The organism is Legionella steelei (genome assembly GCF_001468005.1).
Lineage (GTDB): Bacteria > Pseudomonadota > Gammaproteobacteria > Legionellales > Legionellaceae > Legionella > Legionella steelei.
On sequence record NZ_LNYY01000021.1, the window covers coordinates 632,397 to 657,371 of the forward strand.

The window sequence follows — 24,975 nt, forward strand, 5'->3', positions numbered from 1 at the left end:
TTGTTAAATTGAAGGAGTCTGAGATAGCCCTTCGTTAGTTGTGGGTTTTGTGTCTCGTGGTGCATACAGGCCATAAGGAGATAATGCGGATTTACTGGCTCCAAGCTTTAGACCATCTAAATGCTTTTTGAATATTTCGAAGTTTGCTTCATGTTCTGTATCGATTATAGGAAAGACAATATGTTGAAAATTTCCTGCTCGCTTTTCAATTTCTTCACGATAGACCTGAGCAACAATATCAGGATAATTTTTAAAACTTCCACATCCCCATGCACCCAAAATAGCGTCAGTTTTTCCTTTAAGTATCAAGGTATCCAGTTGAGCGCCTACTCTACGACTCAAATCTTCAGCATATAGCTTATCACTGGGTTCGATTGTTTTTCCTATGAGCTCAGGAGCAGCTGATCTGAGTTCATAAAAAGGGAATATTCTGTTTTTGGGAAGGAATTGGTAGCTCAAATCAGCATCAGCAACAAATGCGTGTTTTGATGAGAATCCTTCTTCAGCTCCTGTTGGCACAAACACTTCTGCACCACGAAAACAAATCTGAGGTTGATCCCCCATAAAGACTTTATAGGCTTCCGGAACTTTTACTCCTCGTCGTATACCCAAAGCCTGCAGTTCTTCAGGCGTCATTTTTTCTTGTGCGCTTAAGAGTTTTCTGGTGTTCTCATCATAGAGGAAGCATTTTCGTGCTGCATCATAATAAACTCCCTTAGACAGTAATGTTTGGGCACAAGTTGAACGATGCCATATATTTTCTTCCTGAGCATCCCCTCCTTCTAGAACAGCACCACCAGGAAAGAAAGAACTAGCCATGTTCAGTACAGGATATATTTTTCCATGTTTCATGGTGGCATCTAGGGCAGCATCTCCGAAGTCTTGGTGAACCACCTCAACTTTTTGAGGAGGGGTTTCTTTACTTTTTTCCCATAGTTTTAAATTATCTGATGCATGGAGTTGCAGTTCAGCCAGTTTCTCTTGATCGATAATATGGTCCAATGTTAAGCCCATACTTTGATGACGCCAGCGAGATCCAGAAAGCGTGCCCACAATAAAACCCGGTTTGTTGTCGTAATGTGCTTCTTTTATTCTCATGAGTGGAAGGGGCTGGGGCTTGCCTGTATGACGTAATTCTCGTAATGCTCTCATAGATAGCTTCCTTTGTTTTTTGTCGCTTCCAGGTGTTTGGGAGACAGATAATCCTAAAATTGTGGATAAAAATTAAACAATATGAGCTATATTTTACGGTATTTCTTTTTTTGTGTCATCATTTTTGTTTCAAATGTGATGTTATTGATTAAAATGCCTTTAGAAAAAAAGCAAGTAGAAGATGTAGAGCCCATTGGCATACTGTTGCTATGACACTCAAGTTTGTGTCATAGCAACATGATCGAATTTTAAAAACGCCTGTGTTTTTTCCTCTGTTTAATGCTGATTTAGCCTGTTTATTATCGATGATGCCGATAATAGCGATGATGCCTGTAATGATATTTTGCTGGGCGTACTTTATGATAATGCCGATAGTGATGACCGTAGTGTCTATAGTGGTGCCCATAATGATGACCATAATGATAGCCGTAGTGATATCCATTATTGGCTAGGGCAATGGTACTGGCACTCATTAATAATCCGCCTAAGAGGATTGTTCTTATTTTCGTCATGTAAAACCCCTTTTTAATAATCCATGTATTTATTTTAGCTTAATTTAAACTTTGTGCTTAAATATTGATCTCTTGAGGCGCTATTCATGAATTAAAAAAAATGCATTGAATAAAACAACCAGCCATGTGAAAGGATTAAATGATGCAATTTGAGGGGTAAAAATCTGTTCAAAGGGAAAATTGAATTAATTTATAAAACAACGATTATATGGTACTTTGGGACATCTCCAATTTTGAGATTTAATGGCGAGAGCCTCGTGACATTAAGATATCTCATTTAAAAAGGAATCTGATTTGGAAAAAATCCTTAGATGTGTTCCGCTTCTTTTATTACTGCTACCACTTATTTTTTGTGAGAGAGGATGGACTACTCAAAGAGCGCCGCTTTTGAGTGATTTTATGCGAATTAAGACAGTCAACGAACCTGATTTATCGCAAGATGGGAAATGGGTGGTCTACACAGTAGAGGAAAATGTTAGTAAAAAGGAGTCAATACGAAACATCTGGTTGGTGTCGTACGATGGGAATGTTTCAAAACAACTTACGAACAGCAAAAAAGAAAGTAATTATTTGCCTAAGTGGAGCCCTAATGGTCAATGGATTGCTTTTGTATCCGAGCAAGGTGATACAAAGAGCCTTAAATTATTCAATAGAAAAAGTGGCCAAATTATCCAATTAACAAATAACCAGTATGAGGTAAGTGATTTCACTTGGGCTCCCGACTCCCAAAATATTGCGTTTATTGGACATAAAATACAAGGTGAAAAAGAATCTAAAACCAATCCTATAGTGATTACGCGATTTCTCTTTAAAAAAGATAGGGAAGGGTATCTTGGTGAAAAGCGAACACATCTTTATCGTATCGCAATCCAAAGTAAACACATTGAATTGTTGACTCCAGGTTCTTATGATGAATGGGCTCCAACTTGGTCTCCAGATGGGAATTATATTGCTTTTGCGTCGCAAAGAGCAGCGGAATCGGATAGAAGTTTTAGTTCGGATGTGTATGTGATCAATACAAAATCCAGAAGTAGCGCGGTGCAACTAACGCATTCCCCTGGGGCTGAAATGGATCCGGAGTGGGAATCTGTGCCTTCATGGAGTCCTGATAGCGGTCAAATTGTTTATTTAAGTAATAGTAATCATTCCCACATTTATGCTCCGACACAATTAGCTGTTGTTGATTTAACGAATCATCGAGAGAAGATTGTTGCTCCTGAGGATCGTTGGTTTACCAAACCCAAATGGTCTGCAGATGGTAAAAAAATATATGCATTAGTTGAAATAAGTAGAAATACACATCTCAGTGAAATTGATGTGCGTACTGGTACTGTTAACGCATTAACTCATGGAGCGGGTGTGGATAGTAATTTTTCAGTGGCAAATCAACGCATCGTAGTCATTTCTTCGAATGATCAACATCCACCAGAACTTTTTGCTGTAGAAAATATCCTAAGGCCGCTTACTCACCATAATCAAAAACTTTTAGAGCAAGTAAAATTTTTGCCGGTAGATGATATTGAGTTTAAGAGTACTGATGGAACTGTGATTGAAGGGTTATTACTAAAGCCAGCGCATTACAGAGCAGGCAATCAATATCCTGCAATTTTAAATTTACACGGAGGGCCAGTATATCAGTTCAGCCATGATTTTAATTTTGATTGGCAATGGCTCGCCGCTCAGGGATATGCAATTATAGCTCCTAATCCGCGAGGAAGTTCTGGAAGGGGATATGATTTTTCTAGAGCGATAAATGCAGATTGGGGTGACTTAGATGTCAAAGATGTTTTAGCTGCGGTTGATTATGTAATTAACAAAGGTATTGTGGACCCTAATAAATTGGCCGTAGGTGGTTGGAGTTATGGTGGTATGCTTACTGATTATGTTATTGCCAGTACATCACGTTTTAAGGCAGCAGTCAGTGGGGCAGGTACCGGCAATATCTTGGGAAATTATGGTGTAGATCAATATACGCTAGAATATGAAACGGAGCTGGGGAAACCTTGGCTAAATGCCCAAGCTTATTTAAAAGTAAGCTACCCATTGATGAAAGCAGATAAAATCAAAACACCTACTTTATTCATGTGTGCCAGTTTGGATTTTAATATGCCATGCATTGGTTCCGAACAATTGTATCAAGCCTTAAAATCACAAAATATACCAACCCAACTCATCATTTATCCCGATCAATATCACACCCTTGATAGGCCCGACTTTCAAATGGATCGTTTAAAACGATTTAAGGAGTGGATAGATACCTATCTTAAGAATGTAGAAAGATTCAAAACACACAGCAAATAAATTTTATAATGATGATTGTGATTGGCTTGAGTTTAATTAGTGCCAAAATTTTGAAGTTTATAAATGAGCACTATTAATCAATTCAAAGGAAAGAGCCTCACGCACCCTTATCTTTTAGTGCATTCGTGGCCTGTATGACTCCTCCTCTTGAAGATTGTCTAATATTTGTTCAGCCTGTTCTGCATTAATCAGTCCTTTCTTCTGTATTTCCTTAATAAATTCCATGGCTTGCTCAGTAGTATCAAATACAAAAATAACTAGATTTTTTCCCTTATATTGTTTTAGATGCTCTTTTTCTTCTTCAGACATGTCTTGATAATGTTGGCTTTTTTTAAACTCATCTAAACTATCATAAGCTTGAGGCTGAGCGTTTTGTTGCTCCATAAATTGGTTATAGAACTCGGCAAGCTTCTGTCTTTTTTCATCATCGTCAAGGCTAAGAACTATAGGTTTAGTCATAATAAAATCTCCAAGTTTAAATAGTATAAATATTAACTTCATTATGTATTAATAATGCCCATAAAGAGTCAAATTTACTTGTTTTTTACGAAAATAATTCAAATACAAAAGAATATTTAAACCTCTTTATATCAACATCAAAACTGGTCAAAGTGATTCTCTATAGGCTATAAATATCTATAGGGCGTTTAATTTGTCTCTGAAAAAGAGAAAGAGTTCTTATGGGCAAAGAAAAACGGAATATTCTTTACGTTGATGATGAAGTGAATAATCTTACGGCCTTTGTCGCTACATTTCGCCGCAATTTCAACGTATACACTGCTACTTCTGGACGCGAAGGTATGGAGATTATGCGTCGCAATAACATTCAAATTGTTATTACTGACCAAAGAATGCCAGAAATGACGGGAGTGCAGTTTTTAGAGTCGATTATTCCTGAATATCCCAATACGATTCGGATGATTTTAACCGGTTTTACTGATATTGAGGCAATTATTAAGGCCATTAATACCGGTCGGGTATTTCGTTATATTACCAAGCCATGGGATCCGGTGGAATTAAAGATTAATATTGATACCGGTTTGAAAATGCTAAATCTGGAAGAAGAGCGCTTGTCTTTAATTGAACAATTGAATCAGGAAGTGTTATATCAAAAACGAATTATGGACTTATTTCAAAAATATGTGCCTAAAGATATAGTCAATGAAATTTTAAATGGTCAGGGGGAAGACTCCCTAACTCGTGGCGAATACCGTATTATTTCCGTCATGTTTGCCGACATTCGTCAATTTACCTCATTATCAGATAAATTGGGTTCAGTTAAAACCGTTGAACTTCTTAACGCTTATTTTGAATTAATGACGGAAAAAGTTCGAGCGCATCATGGATGTGTTAATAAATTAATTGGCGATGGAATCTTAGCTTTATTCGGTGCACCGGTGTCTCATATTGATAATCAGCTCAATGCGGTCTTCGCAGGATTAGCAATGATTGATGCCTTAAAAGAGTTCAACGATACCTATCGTAGTGAAATAGGTCATGATATTACTATGGGAATCGGTATTAATACGGGCGAAGTAATCACTGGAAATATAGGCACTAGTGAGCATATGGAGTATACCGCTATTGGCGATACGGTGAATACTGCATCACGAATAGAGGCGCTGACTAAAGATAAACCCAATACTTTGTTGATTAGTGAAACGACGTATAAGCCCATTTCTAATGAAATTCTGGTTGAAGAGTTAGAGCTACAAGTGATACGAGGCAAGGATGAAAAAATCAAACTCTATAGAGTACTTGGAAAGAAAACATGAGCCTCAATACCATAAAAACTTGGCGGTTCTGGTACCAGAATATAATCACCGCTTTTCTTTATACATTAGGGGGGCTTGCAAGTAATATTTGGACTGTTCCAAACACCATGGTGACACCACTTTGGCTCCCTTCGGGTATCGCTCTAGCGATGGTGCTTTGGTATGGAAATCATGTTGTTCTTGGTATTGTGATCTCCGAGACCATCGTGACCGCCGTGTTAGGCAATATAGTGTCCTGGCAAAATTGGTCTGCATCGATCATCATCGGGTTTGGGGCAGGACTTCAGGCCATTTGGGCTGGCAAGTTCATTCAATACTATACCCATACCAAAACCCCATTCTATACCGTTCACGATATCCTGTTATTTATATTCAGGGCTAACTTTTTGATATCTCTTACGAGCAGTACTATAGGCTTAGCGGCGCTCTTTGTATTTGAGCTTATTAAACCAGATTTCGATTTAATTTTAGACAATTGGTTTGTTTGGTGGATTGGTGATGTTGTTGGTATTATTGTGATGACGCCACTTATCATGACGTGGTACCAAAAAAAATTCACATTTCATTTAAAACGCTTTATTGAATATATCATTTTAGTTATTTTGCTAGGTTGTACTATCAGCATGATTTATATGTTGCATTATCCTTTAGCCTATATCTTAATTCCTTTTAGCGTATGGTCTGCAGTACGGTTTAGTACACGGTATGCAACAATCATTGCTTTTTTAATATCAATTTCGATCATTTGGCTTGAAATACATGGTTATAAGGAGTTTCATACAGCGGACATTTCAACCAGCTTGTTATTTTTGCAAGCGTTTGTTGCGGTGATATTTTTTACTACTTTAGTTTTATCTGCGCTAATTACCGAACGTAGAAAAGCACAAAACGATCTCCTGCTGGCAAATATGGAGTTGGAATCACGTGTAGAACAACGCACCCAAGATTTAAATGAAAAAAACCTGCAGCTCAATCATGCGTTAGATACATTAAAGCAGGCAGAGTCTCAATTAATTCAAGCAGAAAAAATGTCTTCCTTAGGGGTGTTAACTGCAGGAATTGCACATGAAATTAACAACCCAGTTAATTTTATTTCCGCTAATATCGGTCCCTTAAAAAATGATATTGCAGAAATTATGCAACTATTAAATAAATATGCAGAAATTACCTCTGACACCTCAATAAAAGAGAAATTACGCGGGATTAATCAATATAAACAGGAAATCGATCTACCATTTACCTTGCAAGAGACGCATGATTTACTTGATGGTATTGAGGAAGGTGCACGACGCACAGCAAATATCGTGAAAGATCTGCGTACTTTTTCTCGGCTTGATGAAGGTGCATTGAAGCGAGTTAATATTCACGAAAATATCGATTCCACTTTAACCTTGTTGCACAATCAATTTCGTGACCGAATCATTATCAAGAAAAACTATGGCGATATTCCTGAAATCGAATGTTTTTCTGGAAAAATTAATCAAGTATTTATGAATATTCTTATCAATGCGGCACATGCAATTTCTGATCAAGGTGAAATTACAATTACCACGAGCCAAGAAAATGAGCATATTTTGATTCGAATTCGCGACACAGGTACTGGTATGAGTAAAGAAACAATAGCTAAGATTTTTGAACCTTTTTTTACGACTAAGCCTGTTGGAAAAGGGACTGGTTTAGGTTTATCCATTTCATATAGCATTATTCACGAACATCATGGAACTATTTCAATTAATAGTACTCTTGGAGAGGGAAGTGAATTTATTATCACTTTGCCTATCAAGCATACCCCTGGAGGTTAGTTAGGTAGTTTTTCCTGAAGGGAACGACCGAAATATTTTTGATAAAGAGTTAAATATGTTCCATCAGTTTCTATTGCTAATAGCGCCTTATTAATTTTATCAATTATGGCGGCATTTTTTTTAAGGGCAATGATTCCATATCCGTTTCCCAAAGTAATAGGTTTCCCCACTAGTTGAAAGCCTTTAAGCGTGTTGTTGAGTAGGTATTTGGCAACATTTTCATTTAACAAGGCTGCATCAATATCACGATTATTGAGTGCTAATATTAGTGTTGTAATTTTAGGATACACCTTAATATTTTTTTGGGAAGTATATTGTGGCAGAACATTATATTGCAGTAAGGTTGCTTGCATTACGCCAATTTTCTTGTTTTTAATATCATCGATTGAATTGATATTTGAGTTCTTTAGTGACACAAATTGTCCATTGCTTGTTATATAAGGCATACTGAACTGATATTGTTCTGAGACATCAGGAGGTATTGGGCTTGCCAAAAAAGTAACGTCAATAGTACCTGTCTGCAAATCATTTAATTGTGTTTCAAAATCAGTTGCTTTGTAGACACATGGTTCATTAATGCGTTTGCATATCTCATTCATCAGGTCAACAGCAAAACCAAAATAATGATTATTAGTATCGACTGATGAAAAAGGTGGGGCAAATTTTAAAATACCTATGGTGAATGGATTGGCGTAAGTAAAGAGGCTCGTCACTAAGAGGGTTATAAAAACAAGATACTTAATAAGCTTCATGTTGTGTGCCCATCCCTTTATTTATTTAAACTCTAGATGGTTAGAATCGGGTTGTCAATCAAGTAGTTAATGGATTCCCATTTATTCACAAGAACATTTTATGTGCAATAATTGTACTATAATCAAATCATCAAGAGCATTATCAGATAAAGATTGTTTATCTGAACTTCTCATGCGTCTTGTAGAACGGTGCTGGCTGATTGAGAAGCACGTATAAATTTTTCAATTGAACGATATCGGAATATTAATCCAACGGGCATTATGGCCGTTTTTATTTCGTTGTAACTCAGTTACTCTATGAGAATTTTTCCTGATGATTGATTTATCAGAAAAATCTTGATTTTTGCCTTCACACTCATCATAGTGCCTACGTCCTGTACTTGAGACTTGAATATGAGGTTGGGTCCTTGGCCCAACAGAGCCAGTATCATGTGACTCAGTGGTGTTGGCCAAAGTCTAAGTTACCTGCAGACAACTCTAATCCAATAGATAACTAATACATTCTGACAAGGAGTATCATAAATGGGTTACAAATTTCGCCTAAGTTGTGTGTTGTTATTGAGTGTGCCATCACTCTTATTTGCAGATGATACACTTGTTTTTGCGGTTGATATCATTCGCCATGGTGATAGAACACCAATTATTCCACTTCCAGCATCAAATTATCACTGGCGGGAAGGTTTAGGCCAGCTAACTGCTGAAGGCATGCAGCAAGAATATAAGATGGGGATGGAGTTCCGTAAAAAATACGTGGAACAAGCCCATTTGTTACCTGAGCATTATGAACAAGGAAGTATGTATGTTCGCTCTACGGATTATGAACGGACGTTGATGAGCGCCGAGTCTTTATTAATGGGATTATATCCACTGGGGACAGGACCGAATACTACGGGATCTTCCTCTCCCGCTTTACCTAATGCATTTCAACCTATTCCAATTTTTAGTGCACCATCCAAATATGATGAGGTGATTATCCAGCAAGTAAACCCTGCAGAGCGCGCAAGACTAATGGAACAATATGTGTACTCAACGAAAGAGTGGCAGCAAAAAAATGCAGAACTCCAAGATAAGTATCCAGTTTGGAGCGCACTTTTAGGCGCACACATTAGGAGCTTGAATGATCTCCAATTACTTGGTGATACTTTGTATATTCATCAAATACATAATGCACCAATGCCGGTTGGCTTGAGTGCTCAAGACGTTGAAACAATTATCAATGCCAGTAACTGGGCTTTTATGGCACAAGAAAAACCACAACAAGTAGCAACGGCTTATAGCACGAAGCTCATGACTAATATTGCTAATTATCTCAATAGCGGTAGTCAGAAAAAAACGAAGCTTAAGTATGTTTTATTATCTGCTCATGATACAACCATTGCTGGTGCATTGAGCTTTATGGGGGCTCCTTTGGAAATCGCTCCGCCGTATGCTTCAAATCTTAATTTCTCGCTTTATGAACGCGATGCCAATTATTACCTTGTAAAAATTACGTATAATGGACAGCCTGTTTCTATTCCTGCTTGTGGGGGAGATACGTGTGAACTACAACAATTTATAAATTTGGTGAACAGTCCTAGAAATACTTCCATTTAATTTCAGGCTAGCTTGGGTTGCGCTTCGCGAAAGATCTCCTCTCGTAAACATGGTGCACAAATGGGGATCCTGCGCTTTACTCGGGATGACGGTAGGCTGGGCTGTTAAGCCCAGCGTTTGTTGAGTTCAATGTCCATCATGAAAACCATCACTGTACTCTCAATTAACAAGTAACAACTTTCATGCATTAGCATTGTTACATGCTGGGCTTATGCAGCCCAGCCTACGTTATTGAGTTATTTTTTGTCGGCGAATTACCTAGAACATACAGGGATGACGGTATCGGCGCGTTTAATCTCATCATTTTACAAATATCGTTCTTTAATATGTGTAAAATAATAATCTGGATTTAATGCTTCACCTGTTGCTTGACGTAATAATTCCTGATAAGGCAATAGTTTCCCATTTTGATGAACATGTTCCCTTAGCCAACGCAGCAACGATTTGAAATCACCTTGCTGTAATTGCTCTTTAATATCAGGAGTTGATTTTTTTACGGCAGAGAATAATTGGGCGGCAATTAATGCGCCAAATGTATAGGCTGGAAAGTATCCAAAAATTCCTGAAGGCCAATGAACATCTTGCATTACTCCATTTTTATTATCGCCTTTTGTGGATAAGCCTAAATATTTTTGCATGGATGAATCCCATACTTCTGGCAAGTCAGCAATAGTAATTTCAGAGGCAAACAGTTGTTGTTCTATTTCATAACGAAGGATCACATGTAAGGGATAAGTGACTTCATCCGCATCAACACGAATCAAACCCGGCTGTACTTTTGTAGCATGATAAAAGATATTTTCTGCAGTGATATTCTCTACACCCTGGAAATATTTTTGCGCCATAGGCACTAAATAATGAATGTACTCCAAACTTCTGCAAATTTGCATTTCAATAAATAAGGATTGACTCTCATGAACCGCCATTCCTAAGGAGTGTCCAACAGGTTGTATATTCCATTCTTTGGGCAAACCTTGCTCATAGAGGGCGTGTCCTGTTTCGTGGGTAATTGCCATTAAGGAGGATAAAAACTCATGCTCTTTATAGCGTGTTGTAATGCGAACATCACTTGCAATACCACCACAAAACGGATGATGACTTACATCCAGTCGACCATGATTAAAATCAAATCCTAGACGGCTCATGATTTCCATGCCCAGTTGCTTTTGCTTTTCTATTGGAAAATCGCCAGTGATTGTTTTTATCTGTCGAGTTTTTTGCTTTTCGATAATATTGGGAATCAGTTTGGGCAGCTCGGTTTTCAAGGAATTAAAAATAGGGGTGATTGTTTTACAGTCTAAATCTGGGGAATATTCATCAATTAACACATCCAGAGTCGATTTATTAAATGTTTGTGATTTAATCTCTGCTATTGTCTTTACTTTTTGAAATAATTGCTCCAGATGCGGTTTAAATGATTTCCAATCATTTTTCGCGCGTAATTCTCGCCATGCTTGGCCGCACGTTAACGATTCATTAGTGAACTCTTCAACTAAGTTTACCGGGATACATGTTGCCTGGAGATACTCTTTTTCCATCCAATAAAGGTTTCTTTGCTGCCAGGATGATAAATTGTCAATATCCTTTGCTTGTTTTATTAAGTCGCCTACTTTTTTATGAGTTAGCCAATCATGTTGGACAGCACTTAATGTGGCTAATGCTTCTGCTCGCGCTTTACCCCCGCCAGCAGGCATCATAGATGCCTCATCCCAGGAAACAATGGCTGCTAGATTTTCAAAGTCATAATATTTTTTAAAATGCTGTTCTAATTGTTGGTATGCATTCATGGGGGCTCTCAGTAAAATTGTCAACAGATCCTAATTTAGGTATTTATTATCATTCATAAGCTATAGCCTAAATTGGTTGTTGGGTCAAAATAGTTTTGCTTATTTTAGGAGCAATTTTTTATTAAAATCAATTATATCCGTTGCAATTAGTGATTCAAAAAAATAATGCAAAAAATAAATAAAATTGTACATTTGACCTACCAAAATTTGTAAATTAACTGTAAACTTGCTCCCAGAAAAGACATGGTTGGAACAAAACGAACTTCTTTTCTAGAGGTACTTTTTATCGGAATTTTAATTATTTTAATTTTTAAGGAGCAATGACATGCCTCATACCCCCCCAAGCTCACCTAAAGTTGAAAAAAAGACTGAAGACGAAAAAAGTTTGCACAGCTCACAAGAAAGTGAAGAGCTAGGAAGCGAACAGGACAGCTTAGAGCAAGAAACCGTAGAAGACAGTTTAGAAGAAAGTGTAGAAAACGGTTTAGAAGAAAGTGCAGAACAAAGTTCACAAACTGAATCTGTTTCTGACGAAGCAAAGAATCAAGCTCCCCAAGAAAATCCCCAACCAAGAGGTCCCTCTTTATTTGGTTTTAATCCTAGAGTCCAACGCGTACCAGGATTTATTTGTCCAGAAGGCCATCTTCATGTTCTGTGCCCAGAAGGTCATATGCATGTACTGCCAGTATCTGAAGAGTTAAGAATGGCACTTACACTAGCGAGCCTGTTAAATGCTCTAGAAGCAGCGAATTTAGACGATGAGAATGAACTGGATACAAATGCTACTCCAGATGCTCAACCTCAACAAGGTGTGACTCATGATGCAACATCCGACGCATCTGAGGATGAAGAGGAAGACGAGAACGAAAATAGCAGAGAACGTTGCGTTACTATGTAATTTCGAATTCCGCAGCTTCGCGCTGCGGATCTATCTTAGAAGTAGTCCCCATTTTGTAAATACATCATTCTAATACGCTAAACGATTATCGCGATTGATAAGTGACATCAACATCTTATATCATCGCACTAAAAAGCATCTCTAAAATTTAAATCAAACTAAGTGCTCATGATATTATTAATAAAAGCGATTAAAAAACTTTTTCTTTTCTTTCCGCTGATGGCTGTGATGTTTTTTTTCAAAACCATCGCTGTCAATGGAGCCCCTGAATCGAAAAAAATTCAGGAAGAGATCAATAAGCTGGCTGCAATAAATAAAATAGGTATCAAAGTGAGTTCCGCGCAATTGCCTAGCCCTTACAATGAGCTATTAACTCAACCGTTAATGACACAAGGCATTGAAAAACATTATGGGCGTCGAGCAATTATAAAAACAATTTTTGCAAACCAGAACTCGGAGAATAATACGTATCGTCGCTCAATAGTCATGCTTGTTGATAGCAATAAAGAACGCAATGAGCCCAATTTTGCACAAACAAAAAAAGAAGCCATGGTCGTCGAGCTTGCTTTCATTACGATGAACTTTAATGAATTACCCAAAAATATGAAGGAAGAGGTGCTACAGACGAATATTCCATTTGGAAAACTGTTGATCAAACATCATATCCAAGCGCTGTCACAGAATCGAAACTACTATAAACTCCAGTGCGGCAGAGCGTTGGCATCATTAATTAATTGCAATTTAAATGCTTCAATCTATGGACGCACAAACACTCTTATTCGGGCAGATAATAAAAAATGGTTAGCCCATGTTGTGGAAATTTTACCTAATCCTGTCGAAACCATTCCCACCATTAATAATAAGGCTGATTTGGACTAAGTAGCCACTTGTTTTAGTGTGTATTAAATGTTTATTGTGATATTATCCGCTCCAATATAAAACAAGGGCTGTTTCTATGCCATCCCTGTATGTGTTAGATAATTCGTTGATAAAAATAGCTTAATAAACGTAGGCTAGGCTGCTAAGCCCAGCCTACACTTGCTTTTTTCGTCAATGAATTGCCTAACACATATAATCCTGAGCATAACAAGGGATTACCGGAAGCAGGTCTATTAAAATTAAGCAAAAGGAACTTGGTGATTATGTGGAATGAAAAAGCAACAAAACCTTTCCTAATTATTTATATAAGCTTTTTGTTTCTCGCAACTTTTTTCATAGTTCCTACCATTACTAGCTTTTATTATTACGCTTGGGGAAAACACCTGGCTTGGTCCTATTTTGATGGACCACCCATGATTGCTTATTTTTTCCATATTTCTCAAGCAATTTTTGGAAATACATATTTTTCTATAAATAGTGTGGGTTTTTTATGCTTGATTGTGGGCGCCTATTATATATACAAGTTAGGTTGCCTCTTGGGCGATCAGCGAACTGGATTAATTAGTGCATTAATATGGGTTGCTTTGCCCACGACTACGGAAAGCATTTTTGTTCGTGTTCTATACGATGCCCCCTTAAATTTATTTACAATTCTGTCCTTCTACTATTTTGCTTGTTATATTTCATCCAAACGTATTCTTAATCTCTATCTTTGCGCTTTATTTATTGGCGCTATGATTTTATCTAAATATACTGCAGTTGTTAGTGTACTAGGACTGTTGCTGTATGTTCTGTTTTCAAAACAGAGACAGCTTTTTAAAAGCGTGCATTTTTACCTGGCGAGTTTTATCATTATTTTAATGGTTTCTCCGGTTATTTATTGGAATATCAATCATAATTGGATATCCATTACTTATTTATTAAACTTTCATAGTCAAACCCAAAGTAATACGACGATCGCTCATTGTCTCTTTGAATTGCTAGGGGCATTGGTGCTTAATTACTCTGTTTTTCTACTATTGGCTGTTTTTGGGTGGTTTAAGTATCAACAGGCTAAAAATACATCCAAAAATTTAGTTTTGGAGTTGACTTATGCTGTGTTGCTTGCTGGTCTGGCATTTTGGATTACAGCAACTTTATTAGGGGGCGATGCCCGGGTGGTTTATTTGACCCCGCTTGGAATGAACCTTGCCTTGATAACTGGGTACCTCATTACACAATATCATTATGATCGATTGTTTCGGATCATTTATCCAATTTTTCTGTCGTTTAGCATCATTATGATTGTTGCTAATTCATGGCCTATAGCATCCTATTTGAAAAAGGGCAGGGCCTATACGGTACTTAATAAAGCACTCCACACACCCGGAATTATAAAAAAGGGACAGCCTTTGGTGACTGGTTATTATACTAATTCTGCGGCATTGAGTTTCTTTATGCCCAATGAGCCGGTATATGCAATTCCTTGTGGCGATATTAATCAATACAACTATTGGGGCGCGGATTTTTTAAATTCATTATCAAAAGGGAAAATTGATAAAATCACATACGTAGATTTTAGAGACACAAAACAATGTGCTGAGCGATTTTTTAATCAGTGTCAATCGTTGGCTACATTATCGCACCATAAAATAATTCCTGTGCTTCACAAACAAACTAAGCCCATACATTTATTTGTATATGAATGTTCATCACCTCGTATTCAAGTTTCTCCTGCATAGTAAGGGCATGGGTTAGAACTTACCAAGCGTGCGCATAACCATCTCTGAGGCCTATTCAATTGGCGTGGGATTTATTTTTTCATTCTGCTTTTTTTCGATTGCACTTGTAATTCTATAACGTAATAATAAGCTCCGAATTTAACCAGTCACAAACATGTTGTGTTTGTATTAGGCTATTTATTCTTTAAGGAAGAAAAATGAAACAAAAATTGCTCATTGGATTTACAGCGGTTGCACTGTCTTTGGCCCACATGGCGCATGCTGACTTTACTTTTTATTCTGGTGCAAATAATTGCGATGAGATTCCTGGAAATTGGGCAGGATCAGGTAAAGCGACCAATTGGTTAATCGGTGAATGTGCTTATAATGGCTCAGGAACTCTTGGTGAGCTAGATACAAATGGTAGTTTTGATATAGAAGTCAGTGCGGACAAAAGTTCAGGAAGTTTTGTATGCCCAGACCATAATACGACGAAACTGAAGGGAGTTTGTGTTAATGGTAAGGTTACTATCAAGACGGAATACGGCAATTTGAGTGGTATTTTTTCAAAAACTTCAGGTAGTGCTAAAGGCACTCTAAGCGTTTCGCCTGGTATGGACGTCGATGTATCCATTCAATTTAAACGAGTGGGCTAAAAATAATTTATTGCCTGGGTCTTTGGTCTGCACCCAGGCTACATTGCATCAACTTTAGTTTAACGATTTTTTTAAAGCCAATATATGCTGATAGGCTTCATTGATTCGCTCTTGGCGGATTTCGCCTGATTGTACTTTCGCTTCAATTATATCAATGACTTGTGCTGGATTTTGTTCTGGAACAGATAAATTGTTTCCAAACATCAGCATGTCGGCACCAGCATTGATGGCTAATACTAATGCTTGTTCAAGTCCATAATTGTCGCTAATGGCTTTCATTTGCATATCATCAGTAATAATGACGCCCTGAAAATGGAGTTGATTACGCAGAAGCTCAGTTAATATTTTGTGCGATAGAGTTGCTGGTAATCCCGATGGATCGAGTTGAAGATTCACAATATGAGCGGTCATGACTACGCCACAAGCTTCATTGGAATGTAACATGTCTTTAAAAGGATCTAATTCATAAGTGTGCCAGGTGTCAGTGACGTCTACAAAACCTAAGTGTGAGTCTTTGGTGGCGCTACCATGACCTGGAAAGTGCTTATAAGCACATTGAATTTTTTGATTTAGGAAATAGTGTGTGTAAATACGGGCATAGAGCGTAACCTGTTTGGGATCGTAAGAGAAGCTGCGCTCTTTTTTCCCAATAACTGGATTGTCTGGATTGACGTTTACATCCAGTTCAGGAGCAAAATCTAAATTAAATTCCGCTTTTTTTAAAGTTTGCGACATAATCTGCGCTGTGTATTCGGCTTCCTTTAAGCCTCTTTTGCCAACTTCTGCGGCAGATAATGTTGAAGGAAATCCATATTGCGCACCTAAGCGACTTACCTGACCGCCCTCATAATCTACGGAAATTAATAGTGGTAATTGTATTCGATGATGTTGCAAATTACTTTGCTTAGCAAAATATTGCAGATCATGGTTCAGTTGTTTTACTTGATCCGGGTTTGCAATATTTTTATCGAATGTTTTTGTATGATAGTTGTAGTCGAATAAAATGACACCACCGATGTTATTTTTTTCAATTGTTTTTACTATTGGAGATTGGTCATTAATTTTTTTTCCGTCAAAACCAATGAGAAGCATTTGACCAATTTTATCGCGCAAACTCACTTCGGATACAGTCGTCGCAAGACAACTTGTAGAAAAGAAGAAAGCGAACAGCAGTGAAAAAAAATAGTTCATAAGTGGCCTATGTATTTACCAAATGGAACAAATTTTATCATTTAGTGTGATTTTGCGCAATCTGTGCCTTGTTATACCTATAATAGCTGAAAGTATACCTCAGAGATAAGAGTTGCTATTATTTCTTTACTCTAAGACTGGATATTGAAGGAAGGTATAAACTATGACTACTGCGAGTGAGTACTTTAATAAAAATTGGCAACGTTACCAAAGCGCGCTCAAAAACAATACATTATATCATCGTGAAATGCTGCAGGCATTGCAACAGTTTCTTGCGGGTCAAATAGGAAGTCGTCCTTTTTCCTTTGTGGATGTGGGCTGTGGGGATAGCAGCATGGTTGCTCCCGTACTTGCTGCAACCTCAATAAAAAAATATATTGGTATTGATGCCGCACAAGATGTTTTAAAAATAGCAGAAAATACATTGGCAGCATTTACTTGCGAAAAAGAGCTGATTGCCGACAATATGATTTCTGCGCTTCCACGTTTATCTGGTCCATTTGATGTTATCTATACCAGCTATGCAGTTCACCATTTAGCTCGACAAGAAAAAGAAAATTTTATTGCTACGTGCAAAGAGAAACTAAGCCCTAATGGTTTTTTATTAATGGTGGATGGTGTGCTGAAGCAGAATCAAACACGCAATGAATGGCTGGATGCGTTGAAATCACGAATGTTGGAAAGTAATCCTGAGATCGATGGGGATGAGATTAATGCACGTATGGAGCATCCGCATGCGGATGATTATCCTGAAGAAATTGAGACCTTCGCACAAATTGCTCGCTATCAATCGTGGAATAACTTTCAAGTTCTTGTAGACAAGGGAATATTTGCCTTCATGGCATTTACGAAATAGTTTTATTTTCATGTAACTAGGCTTAAGGAGCATTAGGCTAAACTCTCATTACCCTAACCCTTTCCGAAAAATGGGGAGAGGGGAATAAAAAATAAATACAGTCAACAAAAATCCCCTTTTTTGTTTTGCGGAGGAGGGCTAGGGAGAGGGTGATAAATAGTCCTCCACAGTAGAAGCTTGGCACTTCATTTCACCCAAGATACAAGGTGTCTACAAATCTATGTAAACAGCTGTGCCTTCGCTGCATTAATATAGATTTGATCGATGATTCCAATAATCAGTGATGCTGGGCCGGAAGCTGCTGATGATATTGGACCAACGCATCCAGCATAAAAATGTACTGCGTTATTAGCAGCGGAAAATGAGTCTTCGGTGACTGAATTAAAAACACTAATAATTGCTGACAGTAAATTGCCTATCCCTGCTACTTTTTGTACCAGGGCTGAATCAAAATTAAACTGAGTGCTTTGCTCTGAATTGACAACCAGATGTCTTTTCCCACTCACAACTACAGTAAGCTTATGCTTTTTGGCCAATGATTTAGCGTTTTCTATGATTGTTTTTTCCTCGATAAGATGATTATTATCTTGGATTACTAATTCTTCGGTCAGTAAACTCGCAATTTCATTGGGGTAGCCGCGAATAATGGAAATTTGGTGCTTTTTTATTATGTTTGTTGCAACGTCTGTTCTGTAGCGACTAGCTCCTGTTCCTACTGGATCTAAAATAATGGGAATATTCATTTGGTTTGCTATCGTGCAAATGTGATTGCTCAATTTAACAAATGCCTTATCTAATTTGCCTAAATTGATTACAACTGCTTTGGCAAGGTTTAGTAATTCCGCAACCTCTTCTTCTGCACCACACATTATGGGGAATCCACCGATACTGCGAACGCCGCCACCTATATAACCCATAGGAAAATAATTAGTAATAACTAATATCAAAGGTTTTTGGTTTCTTATTTTCCTTAAGGTTTCATTTACTTCCGGTGTCATTAAAAGTCCATTTTTAGAGTAATTTAAATTTAAAATTACTTTAACGTACTTTTTGAGTTACAACCACTGAATTGATGAATTAGATAAGTGGCAATTATGATAAAGAGTGGTTTGCTTTTTTAAACAAGTCGGACTAAGTTTAAATTCTATGGAAGAAATTTTAACCTCAAGGAGAGTCTAAATGTCAAAGCACAATAAATTTAAAAATGAGTCACAAGATGCACGCCGTCATGATCAACAGCATTCTTCTCATCCCGATAAAATGAAACACACTCATGAAAAATCTAAATTAGAATCTCATCCTAATAAAAAGAAATGAAATAAATTATAAATGATGAGAGATGGCCTTAGCTTTTGGAAAAGCTAAGGCCAGTTTACTAATTATCTGTAGCAACGTAATTGACCCCAAGCATTTCTCCAGCAACCTCGATGATATGGAGCGGGTCGAGCATTGGGTCCTGGGGCATTTAATACACATCCACCATACGCATTTCTATGATATCCATGACCACATCCTTGAGCTGCAGTTGCAATGGATGTATAGCCTACTGCGAAGAATAAAGAACCTAATATAATCCCTGTACGTAACACTTTTGAAATGCATGAACTTGTATTCATTACATCCTCCTTCGGTTTACTTTTTTTTTTCACTCAGCTTAAGTATAGAATTGATTTTTTAATTTGCATAAATTTAGATCTAAAAAAATAATTTTAAATCCAAGTGATTGTAAAATAATCAAAACCATTTTAAATAAGATGATGGTTTTGGCTATGAAGACTATTTATCTTCCCATAAGCTCAGTTGTTTGAAGGATAGATTTTCTTTTTTACAAAATGTTTCTGTTTCTAAAGAAGGGTTGGGTTCAGTATTTAACTTAAATCGTTTACACGCGATCTGAAATCGAGTTTTTAAAAGGTTGGCATATTTTCCTTCACCTCGCATGCGAGTACCGAACTGCGCATCGTATTCTTTACCTCCACGCATTTGACGAATAAGGCTCATCACATGTTCCGCGCGCTCAGGAAAATGGTTTGTGAGCCATTCTTTAAATAGCTCTTTTACTTCATGAGGCAATCGGATTAACACATAATTGGCATGCTCAGGTAATAAAAAAGTCTCTAGAGGAGGTAGCGCTTCTTCTTCAATATCCTAGCCATCAGCAAAATGCTCACGAGTTTGGGACTCGAATCGACCGTCTGGATTGCTAAGCGCACCACGATTTTTAAGCGTCTGATTAGGTTTCATAACAGCGGAGGAAAAATTAAAAAGCTGCTTATCTTGCACAATCTCCTAAGAAACAGGTCCATATTCACAATGGGCTTACCCTTTGGGGTGATTGATTACGGAAGCAGTCATTCTGGAAATGCAGGTTAGTTTTTGCTCCTCATTAAAAATCTTAACTTCCCAAACATGTGTAGAGCGCCCTATATGGATAGGTGAGGTGATGGCAGTAACAATGCCTTGTTTTACGGAATGGATGTGATTGGCATTAATTTCCAAACCGACACAAAAAAATTGGCTTATATCGATTACTGCGTTTGCTGCAGTGCTGGCGACCGTTTCTGATAGGGCGACATTCGCACCACCATGAAGAATGCCTATAGGTTGTTTGGTGCGTTCATTTACGGGCATGGTTGCTTTTAAAAAATTGTCACCAATCTCAATGAACTGAATACCAAGAAATTCAGACATGGTATTTTTTCCAAATTGATTTAGCCCTTCGAGAGAAATTTTTTTAAACCATATAGCCATTTTTATCTCCTTGTTCTTAAAATAAGATAAACTTTATTTCTCCAAAAACCAATAAGAAATTTTTATGTCGAATCAAGCATGCATGAGATGTTATGTCTCTGGAAAAGTTCAAGGCGTATGGTATCGCGCTTCAGCACAAAGAGAGGCGCGGAAATTAGATATTACAGGCTGGGCACGAAATCTGGATGATGGGCGTGTCGAAGTCTTAGCCTGTGGGGTAGTTGACAATCTGGAGCGATTTTATGAATGGTTAAAGGAAGGTCCACAGCTCGCTGTTGTCGAAGAATGCACTCACGAACTGCTTGTTTGGCAAAAATATGAAGGGTTTGATACTTTTTAAGTGGATTAGGTGCTTTGTAGCCTGGGTGAAGCGAAGCGTAACCCGGGTTTTGGGATATGAATAAAATTCCTAATCCCGCTTCGCTTCACCCAGGCTCCATCATTGATTATTTATTTGTATGAGACTTGATAAAATGTTTTATGGATTCAATTAATCGAAAAACCTCATTGGGTACAAATACTTCAAGTTGCGCAAAAACATGGATCATTCCCTGAAATTCTTCTAATGTTACGGAAACTCCCAAGTGTTCTATTTTTTTTGCAAACGCCAGCGCTTCATCGTGTAAGGGATCATACTCAGCAGCAGCGATATAACAAGGAGGTAATAATTCTAAATGCTGGAAATTCATGGGTGATGCTTGTACGCGATCGCCACCATGTTGAAAATAATTGTCAAAATACCATTTAATTTTTTCTCGCGTGAGTAAAAAACCTTCTCCATTGCGCTGGTACGAATCATAGTTCATAGAGAAATCAACAGATGGATAGATTAACACTAATCCCTTAATCGAGTTATCGCCTAGTTCGTTTATGTGATGACAGACAGAAAGTGCTAAATTTCCCCCGGCACTATCACCTGCTAAAAAGATGTGGTCTGTATCGACCTGGTACTCTTTAAGCAACTCAGCTTGATGTTCAAAAACCGCGATACAATCTTGTAATCCAGCTGGATAGGGAAATTCTGGAGCCAAACGATAACCAACAGAAAGAACGATAGATTGACTGCTCACAGCAATCCGCCGGCAAAGCGCGTCATGGGTATCTATACTTCCTGATAGATGTCCGCCACCATGGAAATAAATAATTAAGGGTAATTTTTTTTGCGGCGCGGGATGATAAATTCGTGTTGGTATGACACGATCTGCCAGTTGTAGTGCCAGGTTGTGTATCAGGGGGACAAATAACTTAGGGAGGATGAAAGCCTCTGCTGTTTTTTCCGCAAACTCACGTACCTCTATGGGTATAAAAACAGCCGGTTTTGTATTGGTAAAATTCAAAAAATTTTGCAGCGATTGCGGGATATGGCTATGGCTCCGTGACATTGATTGCCTCCTATTCCTCACTATAGAGCGAGGATATTTTTAATCGGGATCACCAGATAAAACCAACGTATTTTTTATTTTTATAACCTTTACTATTAATAGCCCAACAGCAAGTAACCAAACAATACTTGAGATAATAATAAAACTTAATAAAGGATTAACCCTTAAATAGCCCATCAATATCACACTAAGTGTTGCAAAACACATGTTCACAAAACTCATCATGGCTGCAGCACTGGCTTTGTCCTGAATGGCGTTAGAGGCAACAAAGGATCCACCTGAAAATAGAAAACTCCCAAATAAATACAAGCTGGCTGTAATTAGGAAAAACCATAATGTTGATGTAATTGCAAAATGCCATATCAGCAATAAATTGAGTATGCCTACGGCAAGACCAAGAAAACCAACGAAAATCAGCTGATTCGCTGAAAAACGAGTCAGTAATTGTTTGCCAAATAATCCACCCAAAAGCATGCCAATAATGTTGAGTATATTCCAATAGCCGTATTCAGCTGCTGATAGTTTCAATAGCTCTTCTGCAATTTGTGGCCCTGCAGCAGAAAAGCAATAAGATATTGCAGAACAACATCCTACAACTAATGAAAAAATCACCAATTTTGAAGAAGCAAGTGCAGCATAATAATCTCGTACAATGGTTAAGACATGAATTGGCTTAGGATGAACTAATGTTTCGCTAAACACACAAGTTCCGCCGAGCATCACCAAACCATGCACCAGTAAAATCCAAAAACATACTTGCCAGTGAAGATATTCAGTAATCAGACCACCAACTACGACAGCGATCCCAATTCCAAGTGCAAAGGATAATACGGAATAGGCCATAGCAGCTTTACGTTGTGATTCAGGTAACCACTCATTAATTAACATGAAAGTACAGGCAAGACCACTGGCGGAGCCGAGGGCTGTAATTAACCGTCCGCTGACAAGCAACTCATAGCTTCCCTGTAGGGCAGCAATCAAACAAATAACAATCCCGAACAGATTAATCACAAGCCCAGTGCGTAGTGCTTTTAAACGGCCAAATCGGTTAGCCAGCGGGCCATAAATCAATTGGCCAACCACATAACCAATCAAAAAAGCAGAGACTATCCATTCAATAGTCCCTGGGCCTAAAGCATATTCTGACTGAATTTTGGGTAAAGCAGGGGTGATAATCGCTGCTGAAACCGATGCAATAGAAATGTAGTTGAGCAACCAAAACAGGTTAAATGAGGAAGCTTTTTCACTAACGCTCATGACTGTCCTTAAAGTAAAAAGATTCATTGTAAGTGCTTCTTTATCTTAGTCAACATTCTTTTTGCCGTCATCCCAAGTGTAACGCGGGATCTCCACGCGTTAGCACAGTGTTTCGATGAGAGCCCTTGTTGAACTCGGGATTACCTAATACATTCAGGGATGACGGGACAAAGTGGATAAAGTGTTCAATAAAAGTTGGTATTATTCTATAGGTGCTTTGCAAAATGTGCGGATGGTTTCATTGGTTTGATTATCAATAATTTCACCATGAATCTCATCAAAATAGCCGTTGACTTGAATTAACATCCAAGCGTAAAGCCTATCGATATCATTGCCAGTTTGGGTCGCGATTCTTTCTTCTTTACAGTAAACATTTGCGGTAAATTGCGTATTCATTGAAGAATCCTTTGATCCAAACATATATATATAAGTTTAGCTTTTTTTCCCTAATTCACCACGTTATCGAAGGGTATATTGAACTATAATTTATATAGGGGAATTCTTTTGAGGAGATTGTTATGGGTACCAATTTCTTAGCTGCAGTCCTGGGCTGGTATTTGGTCATTGTAAGCCTACTTTTACTACTAAGACGTGACATTGTAGTCACCGCAATGAAAGAATTAATGGGGCAGCGCGCTGTAATGTTGGTTGTCGGCATAATCACATTAATTGTTGGTTTATTAATGGTTATTAGCCATAACGTATGGGTAATAGGCTGGCCTGTCATAGTTACTATTTTTGCCTGGTTGATACTCATTGGCGGTTTATTTAGACTCTATTGTCCAGATACTGTGTATAAAATTTGGAATAAAATGATCGGTAAAACGGAGCTGTTTCTTACTACGGGAGTAATCACATTAGTTATTGGTCTGTTTTTGTTGTATAAAGTTTATTTTCATTGAAAGGACTTATTCGGTGGGTCAACGTCAATGTAGCCTGAGTGAAACAAAGTGATATCCGGGTACGGTCTGTCAGATTTTCACCTAGGCTACAATTTATTATTCTTTCATTAGCTCTTTGAACGTAACCGATAGACTGGTATAAAAAATGGTAGTCGTACTTTCAAATCCAGAATCAGTACCGAGTACTAGCCATGCTTCACCTTTATCATTGGCAGTTACGGTATAATTAGCGAGCTTGGCTTGCATTTCTTCATTGGGTAAATAGGGTAGCGTTTTCAATCGATATGTAACGTTTTGCGTGTCAACACCAATAGTGCCAATCAGGATCATGTCTTTTCCATCAAGTGCCTGATTCCCTTTATCCAAATCAATCATGTAATAGCCATCATCAGCCACATAGCGTTGAGGTTCGTTGGAGACAGCCCCAATTTTTACATAAACAGAATCACCTGCTGAGCCCCCTGTACCCACAGAGCCCTCAGGAGCATTAGAGGCAAATTCCAAAGTAAAACCGGTGTGGTAGGTTGTATTAGGCTTTAATCCCTTTACTTTTGTATAAGCATACATGAACAAATCATCACTGTGATTATTGCCTGATATTTTTAATCCTTGTAGTGGCGTATTAATTTCATGAGGTAGTTTAACGCCATTTTTAAATTCAAGCTCAAAGAACTCTTCTTGGCCTTTAGGATAATCAGCAAATGAAACCTTAAAATGTTCTTTTTTAGAAAAAGTATATTTATACGATTTTAGATCAGGATTATTTAAAGCAAATGCTGAAATCGAGGAAATTAATAAAGAGCAGAACAAGGCGGTGCGTTTCAAGGCG

26 protein-coding genes are annotated in these 24,975 nt (G+C 37.8%); 12 read left to right on the plus strand and 14 right to left on the minus strand.

The window, feature by feature from the left end; all coding sequences use genetic code 11:
* Positions 1–3 precede the first annotated feature (3 nt).
* On the minus strand, positions 4–1,152 hold the full coding sequence (locus Lste_RS17350; protein WP_058512233.1) for a poly(ADP-ribose) glycohydrolase domain-containing protein: 1,149 nt from the start codon (positions 1,150–1,152) through the stop codon (positions 4–6).
* Positions 1,153–1,451: 299 nt separating this feature from the next.
* Positions 1,452–1,664 (minus strand): hypothetical protein, encoded by a 213-nt coding sequence (locus Lste_RS19220; RefSeq protein ID WP_157070790.1) that lies wholly within the window; start codon positions 1,662–1,664, stop codon positions 1,452–1,454.
* Between the two features lie 399 nt (positions 1,665–2,063).
* Between Lste_RS19220 and Lste_RS17360 the strand changes: the two genes are divergently transcribed.
* Positions 2,064–3,965 (plus strand): S9 family peptidase, encoded by a 1,902-nt coding sequence (locus tag Lste_RS17360; RefSeq protein WP_193393440.1) that lies wholly within the window; start codon positions 2,064–2,066, stop codon positions 3,963–3,965.
* A 114-nt stretch (positions 3,966–4,079) separates the two neighbouring features.
* Here Lste_RS17360 and Lste_RS17365 read toward each other — a convergent pair whose 3' ends face one another.
* A complete protein-coding gene (locus tag Lste_RS17365; RefSeq protein WP_058512235.1) occupies positions 4,080–4,424 on the minus strand; it encodes a hypothetical protein in 345 nt (114 codons plus the stop codon).
* Between the two features lie 221 nt (positions 4,425–4,645).
* Here Lste_RS17365 and Lste_RS17370 point away from each other — a divergent pair, with 221 nt between their 5' ends.
* Positions 4,646–5,740 (plus strand): adenylate/guanylate cyclase domain-containing protein, encoded by a 1,095-nt coding sequence (locus Lste_RS17370; RefSeq protein ID WP_058512236.1) that lies wholly within the window; start codon positions 4,646–4,648, stop codon positions 5,738–5,740.
* Complete coding sequence (locus Lste_RS17375; RefSeq protein ID WP_058512237.1) at positions 5,737–7,542, plus strand: MASE1 domain-containing protein; 1,806 nt, start codon at positions 5,737–5,739, stop codon at positions 7,540–7,542. Before Lste_RS17370 ends, Lste_RS17375 begins: the two co-directional genes overlap by 4 nt.
* Here the strand turns inward: Lste_RS17375 and Lste_RS17380 are convergent.
* A complete protein-coding gene (locus Lste_RS17380; RefSeq protein ID WP_058512238.1) occupies positions 7,539–8,294 on the minus strand; it encodes a transporter substrate-binding domain-containing protein in 756 nt (251 codons plus the stop codon). The two genes, Lste_RS17375 and Lste_RS17380, sit on opposite strands and share 4 nt — an antisense overlap.
* Positions 8,295–8,816: 522 nt before the next feature.
* Between Lste_RS17380 and Lste_RS17385 the strand changes: the two genes are divergently transcribed.
* A complete protein-coding gene (locus tag Lste_RS17385; RefSeq protein ID WP_058512239.1) occupies positions 8,817–9,887 on the plus strand; it encodes a histidine phosphatase family protein in 1,071 nt (356 codons plus the stop codon).
* A gap of 305 nt (positions 9,888–10,192) precedes the next feature.
* Here Lste_RS17385 and Lste_RS17390 read toward each other — a convergent pair whose 3' ends face one another.
* Positions 10,193–11,674 carry a carboxypeptidase M32 gene (locus Lste_RS17390; RefSeq protein ID WP_058512240.1) on the minus strand — a complete coding sequence of 494 codons (1,482 nt, stop codon included), beginning with the start codon at positions 11,672–11,674 and terminating at the stop codon, positions 10,193–10,195.
* A gap of 325 nt (positions 11,675–11,999) precedes the next feature.
* Here Lste_RS17390 and Lste_RS17395 point away from each other — a divergent pair, with 325 nt between their 5' ends.
* From Lste_RS17395 to Lste_RS17410, 4 genes are all read left to right on the plus strand, one after another.
* A complete protein-coding gene (locus tag Lste_RS17395; RefSeq protein WP_058512241.1) occupies positions 12,000–12,572 on the plus strand; it encodes a hypothetical protein in 573 nt (190 codons plus the stop codon).
* 168 nt (positions 12,573–12,740) lie between these two features.
* The gene (locus tag Lste_RS17400) at positions 12,741–13,451 is read left to right on the plus strand and encodes a hypothetical protein (protein WP_058512242.1); all 711 of its coding nucleotides are present in this window, start codon (positions 12,741–12,743) and stop codon (positions 13,449–13,451) included.
* Positions 13,452–13,714: 263 nt separating this feature from the next.
* Positions 13,715–15,172 (plus strand): glycosyltransferase family 39 protein, encoded by a 1,458-nt coding sequence (locus Lste_RS17405; RefSeq protein ID WP_058512243.1) that lies wholly within the window; start codon positions 13,715–13,717, stop codon positions 15,170–15,172.
* A 197-nt stretch (positions 15,173–15,369) separates the two neighbouring features.
* Complete coding sequence (locus tag Lste_RS17410) at positions 15,370–15,807, plus strand: hypothetical protein (protein ID WP_058512244.1); 438 nt, start codon at positions 15,370–15,372, stop codon at positions 15,805–15,807.
* A 54-nt stretch (positions 15,808–15,861) separates the two neighbouring features.
* On the opposite strand, the gene Lste_RS17415 is transcribed toward Lste_RS17410, so the two are convergent.
* Positions 15,862–16,998 (minus strand): glycoside hydrolase family 3 protein, encoded by a 1,137-nt coding sequence (locus Lste_RS17415; RefSeq protein WP_058512245.1) that lies wholly within the window; start codon positions 16,996–16,998, stop codon positions 15,862–15,864.
* 163 nt (positions 16,999–17,161) lie between these two features.
* Here Lste_RS17415 and Lste_RS17420 point away from each other — a divergent pair, with 163 nt between their 5' ends.
* On the plus strand, positions 17,162–17,854 hold the full coding sequence (locus Lste_RS17420; RefSeq protein WP_058512246.1) for a class I SAM-dependent methyltransferase: 693 nt from the start codon (positions 17,162–17,164) through the stop codon (positions 17,852–17,854).
* A 218-nt stretch (positions 17,855–18,072) separates the two neighbouring features.
* Here Lste_RS17420 and thiM read toward each other — a convergent pair whose 3' ends face one another.
* Positions 18,073–18,852 carry a hydroxyethylthiazole kinase gene (gene thiM / locus Lste_RS17425; protein WP_058512247.1) on the minus strand — a complete coding sequence of 260 codons (780 nt, stop codon included), beginning with the start codon at positions 18,850–18,852 and terminating at the stop codon, positions 18,073–18,075.
* A gap of 181 nt (positions 18,853–19,033) precedes the next feature.
* Between thiM and Lste_RS19445 the strand changes: the two genes are divergently transcribed.
* Positions 19,034–19,171 (plus strand): hypothetical protein, encoded by a 138-nt coding sequence (locus Lste_RS19445; protein ID WP_193393441.1) that lies wholly within the window; start codon positions 19,034–19,036, stop codon positions 19,169–19,171.
* Positions 19,172–19,233: 62 nt separating this feature from the next.
* Here Lste_RS19445 and Lste_RS17430 read toward each other — a convergent pair whose 3' ends face one another.
* From Lste_RS17430 to Lste_RS17440, 3 genes are all read right to left on the minus strand, one after another.
* Positions 19,234–19,470, minus strand: a complete 237-nt coding sequence (locus Lste_RS17430) for a GCG_CRPN prefix-to-repeats domain-containing protein (RefSeq protein ID WP_058512248.1) — start codon at positions 19,468–19,470, stop codon at positions 19,234–19,236.
* Positions 19,471–19,630: 160 nt separating this feature from the next.
* The gene (locus Lste_RS17435) at positions 19,631–19,939 is read right to left on the minus strand and encodes a radical SAM family protein (RefSeq protein WP_058512249.1); all 309 of its coding nucleotides are present in this window, start codon (positions 19,937–19,939) and stop codon (positions 19,631–19,633) included.
* Between the two features lie 234 nt (positions 19,940–20,173).
* Entirely contained in the window at positions 20,174–20,605 is a 432-nt protein-coding gene (locus Lste_RS17440) for a hotdog fold thioesterase (RefSeq protein WP_058512250.1), read from the minus strand.
* Positions 20,606–20,669: 64 nt separating this feature from the next.
* Here Lste_RS17440 and Lste_RS17445 point away from each other — a divergent pair, with 64 nt between their 5' ends.
* Positions 20,670–20,945: an acylphosphatase gene (locus Lste_RS17445; RefSeq protein ID WP_058512251.1), complete on the plus strand. Its 276-nt coding sequence runs from the start codon at positions 20,670–20,672 to the stop codon at positions 20,943–20,945.
* A 106-nt stretch (positions 20,946–21,051) separates the two neighbouring features.
* Here the strand turns inward: Lste_RS17445 and Lste_RS17450 are convergent, their stop codons facing one another.
* The 3 genes from Lste_RS17450 to Lste_RS17460 form a co-directional block, all read right to left on the minus strand.
* A complete protein-coding gene (locus tag Lste_RS17450) occupies positions 21,052–21,987 on the minus strand; it encodes an alpha/beta hydrolase (protein WP_058512252.1) in 936 nt (311 codons plus the stop codon).
* 39 nt (positions 21,988–22,026) lie between these two features.
* A complete protein-coding gene (locus Lste_RS17455) occupies positions 22,027–23,244 on the minus strand; it encodes an MFS transporter (RefSeq protein WP_058512253.1) in 1,218 nt (405 codons plus the stop codon).
* Positions 23,245–23,445: 201 nt separating this feature from the next.
* The gene (locus tag Lste_RS17460) at positions 23,446–23,640 is read right to left on the minus strand and encodes a hypothetical protein (protein WP_058512254.1); all 195 of its coding nucleotides are present in this window, start codon (positions 23,638–23,640) and stop codon (positions 23,446–23,448) included.
* A 122-nt stretch (positions 23,641–23,762) separates the two neighbouring features.
* Between Lste_RS17460 and Lste_RS17465 the strand changes: the two genes are divergently transcribed.
* Positions 23,763–24,146: a hypothetical protein gene (locus Lste_RS17465; protein WP_058512255.1), complete on the plus strand. Its 384-nt coding sequence runs from the start codon at positions 23,763–23,765 to the stop codon at positions 24,144–24,146.
* A gap of 96 nt (positions 24,147–24,242) precedes the next feature.
* Here Lste_RS17465 and Lste_RS17470 read toward each other — a convergent pair whose 3' ends face one another.
* Entirely contained in the window at positions 24,243–24,971 is a 729-nt protein-coding gene (locus tag Lste_RS17470; protein ID WP_068311008.1) for a hypothetical protein, read from the minus strand.
* Positions 24,972–24,975 lie beyond the last annotated feature (4 nt).

Bases quoted from the DNA above. Each gene is read 5' to 3' on its own strand.
- Lste_RS17400 (WP_058512242.1), top strand. From the start codon at position 12,741: ATGATATTATTAATAAAAGCGATTAAAAAACTTTTTCTTTTCTTTCCG.
- Lste_RS17445 (WP_058512251.1), top strand. From the start codon at position 20,670: ATGTCGAATCAAGCATGCATGAGATGTTATGTCTCTGGAAAAGTTCAA.
- Lste_RS17360 (WP_193393440.1), top strand. From the start codon at position 2,064: ATGCGAATTAAGACAGTCAACGAACCTGATTTATCGCAAGATGGGAAA.
- Lste_RS17415 (WP_058512245.1), bottom strand. From the start codon at position 16,998: ATGAACTATTTTTTTTCACTGCTGTTCGCTTTCTTCTTTTCTACAAGT.
- Lste_RS17375 (WP_058512237.1), top strand. From the start codon at position 5,737: ATGAGCCTCAATACCATAAAAACTTGGCGGTTCTGGTACCAGAATATA.
- Lste_RS17390 (WP_058512240.1), bottom strand. From the start codon at position 11,674: ATGAATGCATACCAACAATTAGAACAGCATTTTAAAAAATATTATGAC.
- Lste_RS17465 (WP_058512255.1), top strand. From the start codon at position 23,763: ATGGGTACCAATTTCTTAGCTGCAGTCCTGGGCTGGTATTTGGTCATT.
- Lste_RS17460 (WP_058512254.1), bottom strand. From the start codon at position 23,640: ATGAATACGCAATTTACCGCAAATGTTTACTGTAAAGAAGAAAGAATC.
- Lste_RS17370 (WP_058512236.1), top strand. From the start codon at position 4,646: ATGGGCAAAGAAAAACGGAATATTCTTTACGTTGATGATGAAGTGAAT.
- Lste_RS19220 (WP_157070790.1), bottom strand. From the start codon at position 1,664: ATGACGAAAATAAGAACAATCCTCTTAGGCGGATTATTAATGAGTGCC.
- Lste_RS17440 (WP_058512250.1), bottom strand. From the start codon at position 20,605: ATGGCTATATGGTTTAAAAAAATTTCTCTCGAAGGGCTAAATCAATTT.
- Lste_RS17430 (WP_058512248.1), bottom strand. From the start codon at position 19,470: ATGAATACAAGTTCATGCATTTCAAAAGTGTTACGTACAGGGATTATA.
- Lste_RS17420 (WP_058512246.1), top strand. From the start codon at position 17,162: ATGACTACTGCGAGTGAGTACTTTAATAAAAATTGGCAACGTTACCAA.
- Lste_RS19445 (WP_193393441.1), top strand. From the start codon at position 19,034: ATGTCAAAGCACAATAAATTTAAAAATGAGTCACAAGATGCACGCCGT.
- Lste_RS17380 (WP_058512238.1), bottom strand. From the start codon at position 8,294: ATGAAGCTTATTAAGTATCTTGTTTTTATAACCCTCTTAGTGACGAGC.
- Lste_RS17395 (WP_058512241.1), top strand. From the start codon at position 12,000: ATGCCTCATACCCCCCCAAGCTCACCTAAAGTTGAAAAAAAGACTGAA.
- Lste_RS17450 (WP_058512252.1), bottom strand. From the start codon at position 21,987: ATGTCACGGAGCCATAGCCATATCCCGCAATCGCTGCAAAATTTTTTG.
- thiM (WP_058512247.1), bottom strand. From the start codon at position 18,852: ATGACACCGGAAGTAAATGAAACCTTAAGGAAAATAAGAAACCAAAAA.
- Lste_RS17385 (WP_058512239.1), top strand. From the start codon at position 8,817: ATGGGTTACAAATTTCGCCTAAGTTGTGTGTTGTTATTGAGTGTGCCA.
- Lste_RS17350 (WP_058512233.1), bottom strand. From the start codon at position 1,152: ATGAGAGCATTACGAGAATTACGTCATACAGGCAAGCCCCAGCCCCTT.
- Lste_RS17365 (WP_058512235.1), bottom strand. From the start codon at position 4,424: ATGACTAAACCTATAGTTCTTAGCCTTGACGATGATGAAAAAAGACAG.
- Lste_RS17405 (WP_058512243.1), top strand. From the start codon at position 13,715: ATGTGGAATGAAAAAGCAACAAAACCTTTCCTAATTATTTATATAAGC.
- Lste_RS17455 (WP_058512253.1), bottom strand. From the start codon at position 23,244: ATGAGCGTTAGTGAAAAAGCTTCCTCATTTAACCTGTTTTGGTTGCTC.
- Lste_RS17410 (WP_058512244.1), top strand. From the start codon at position 15,370: ATGAAACAAAAATTGCTCATTGGATTTACAGCGGTTGCACTGTCTTTG.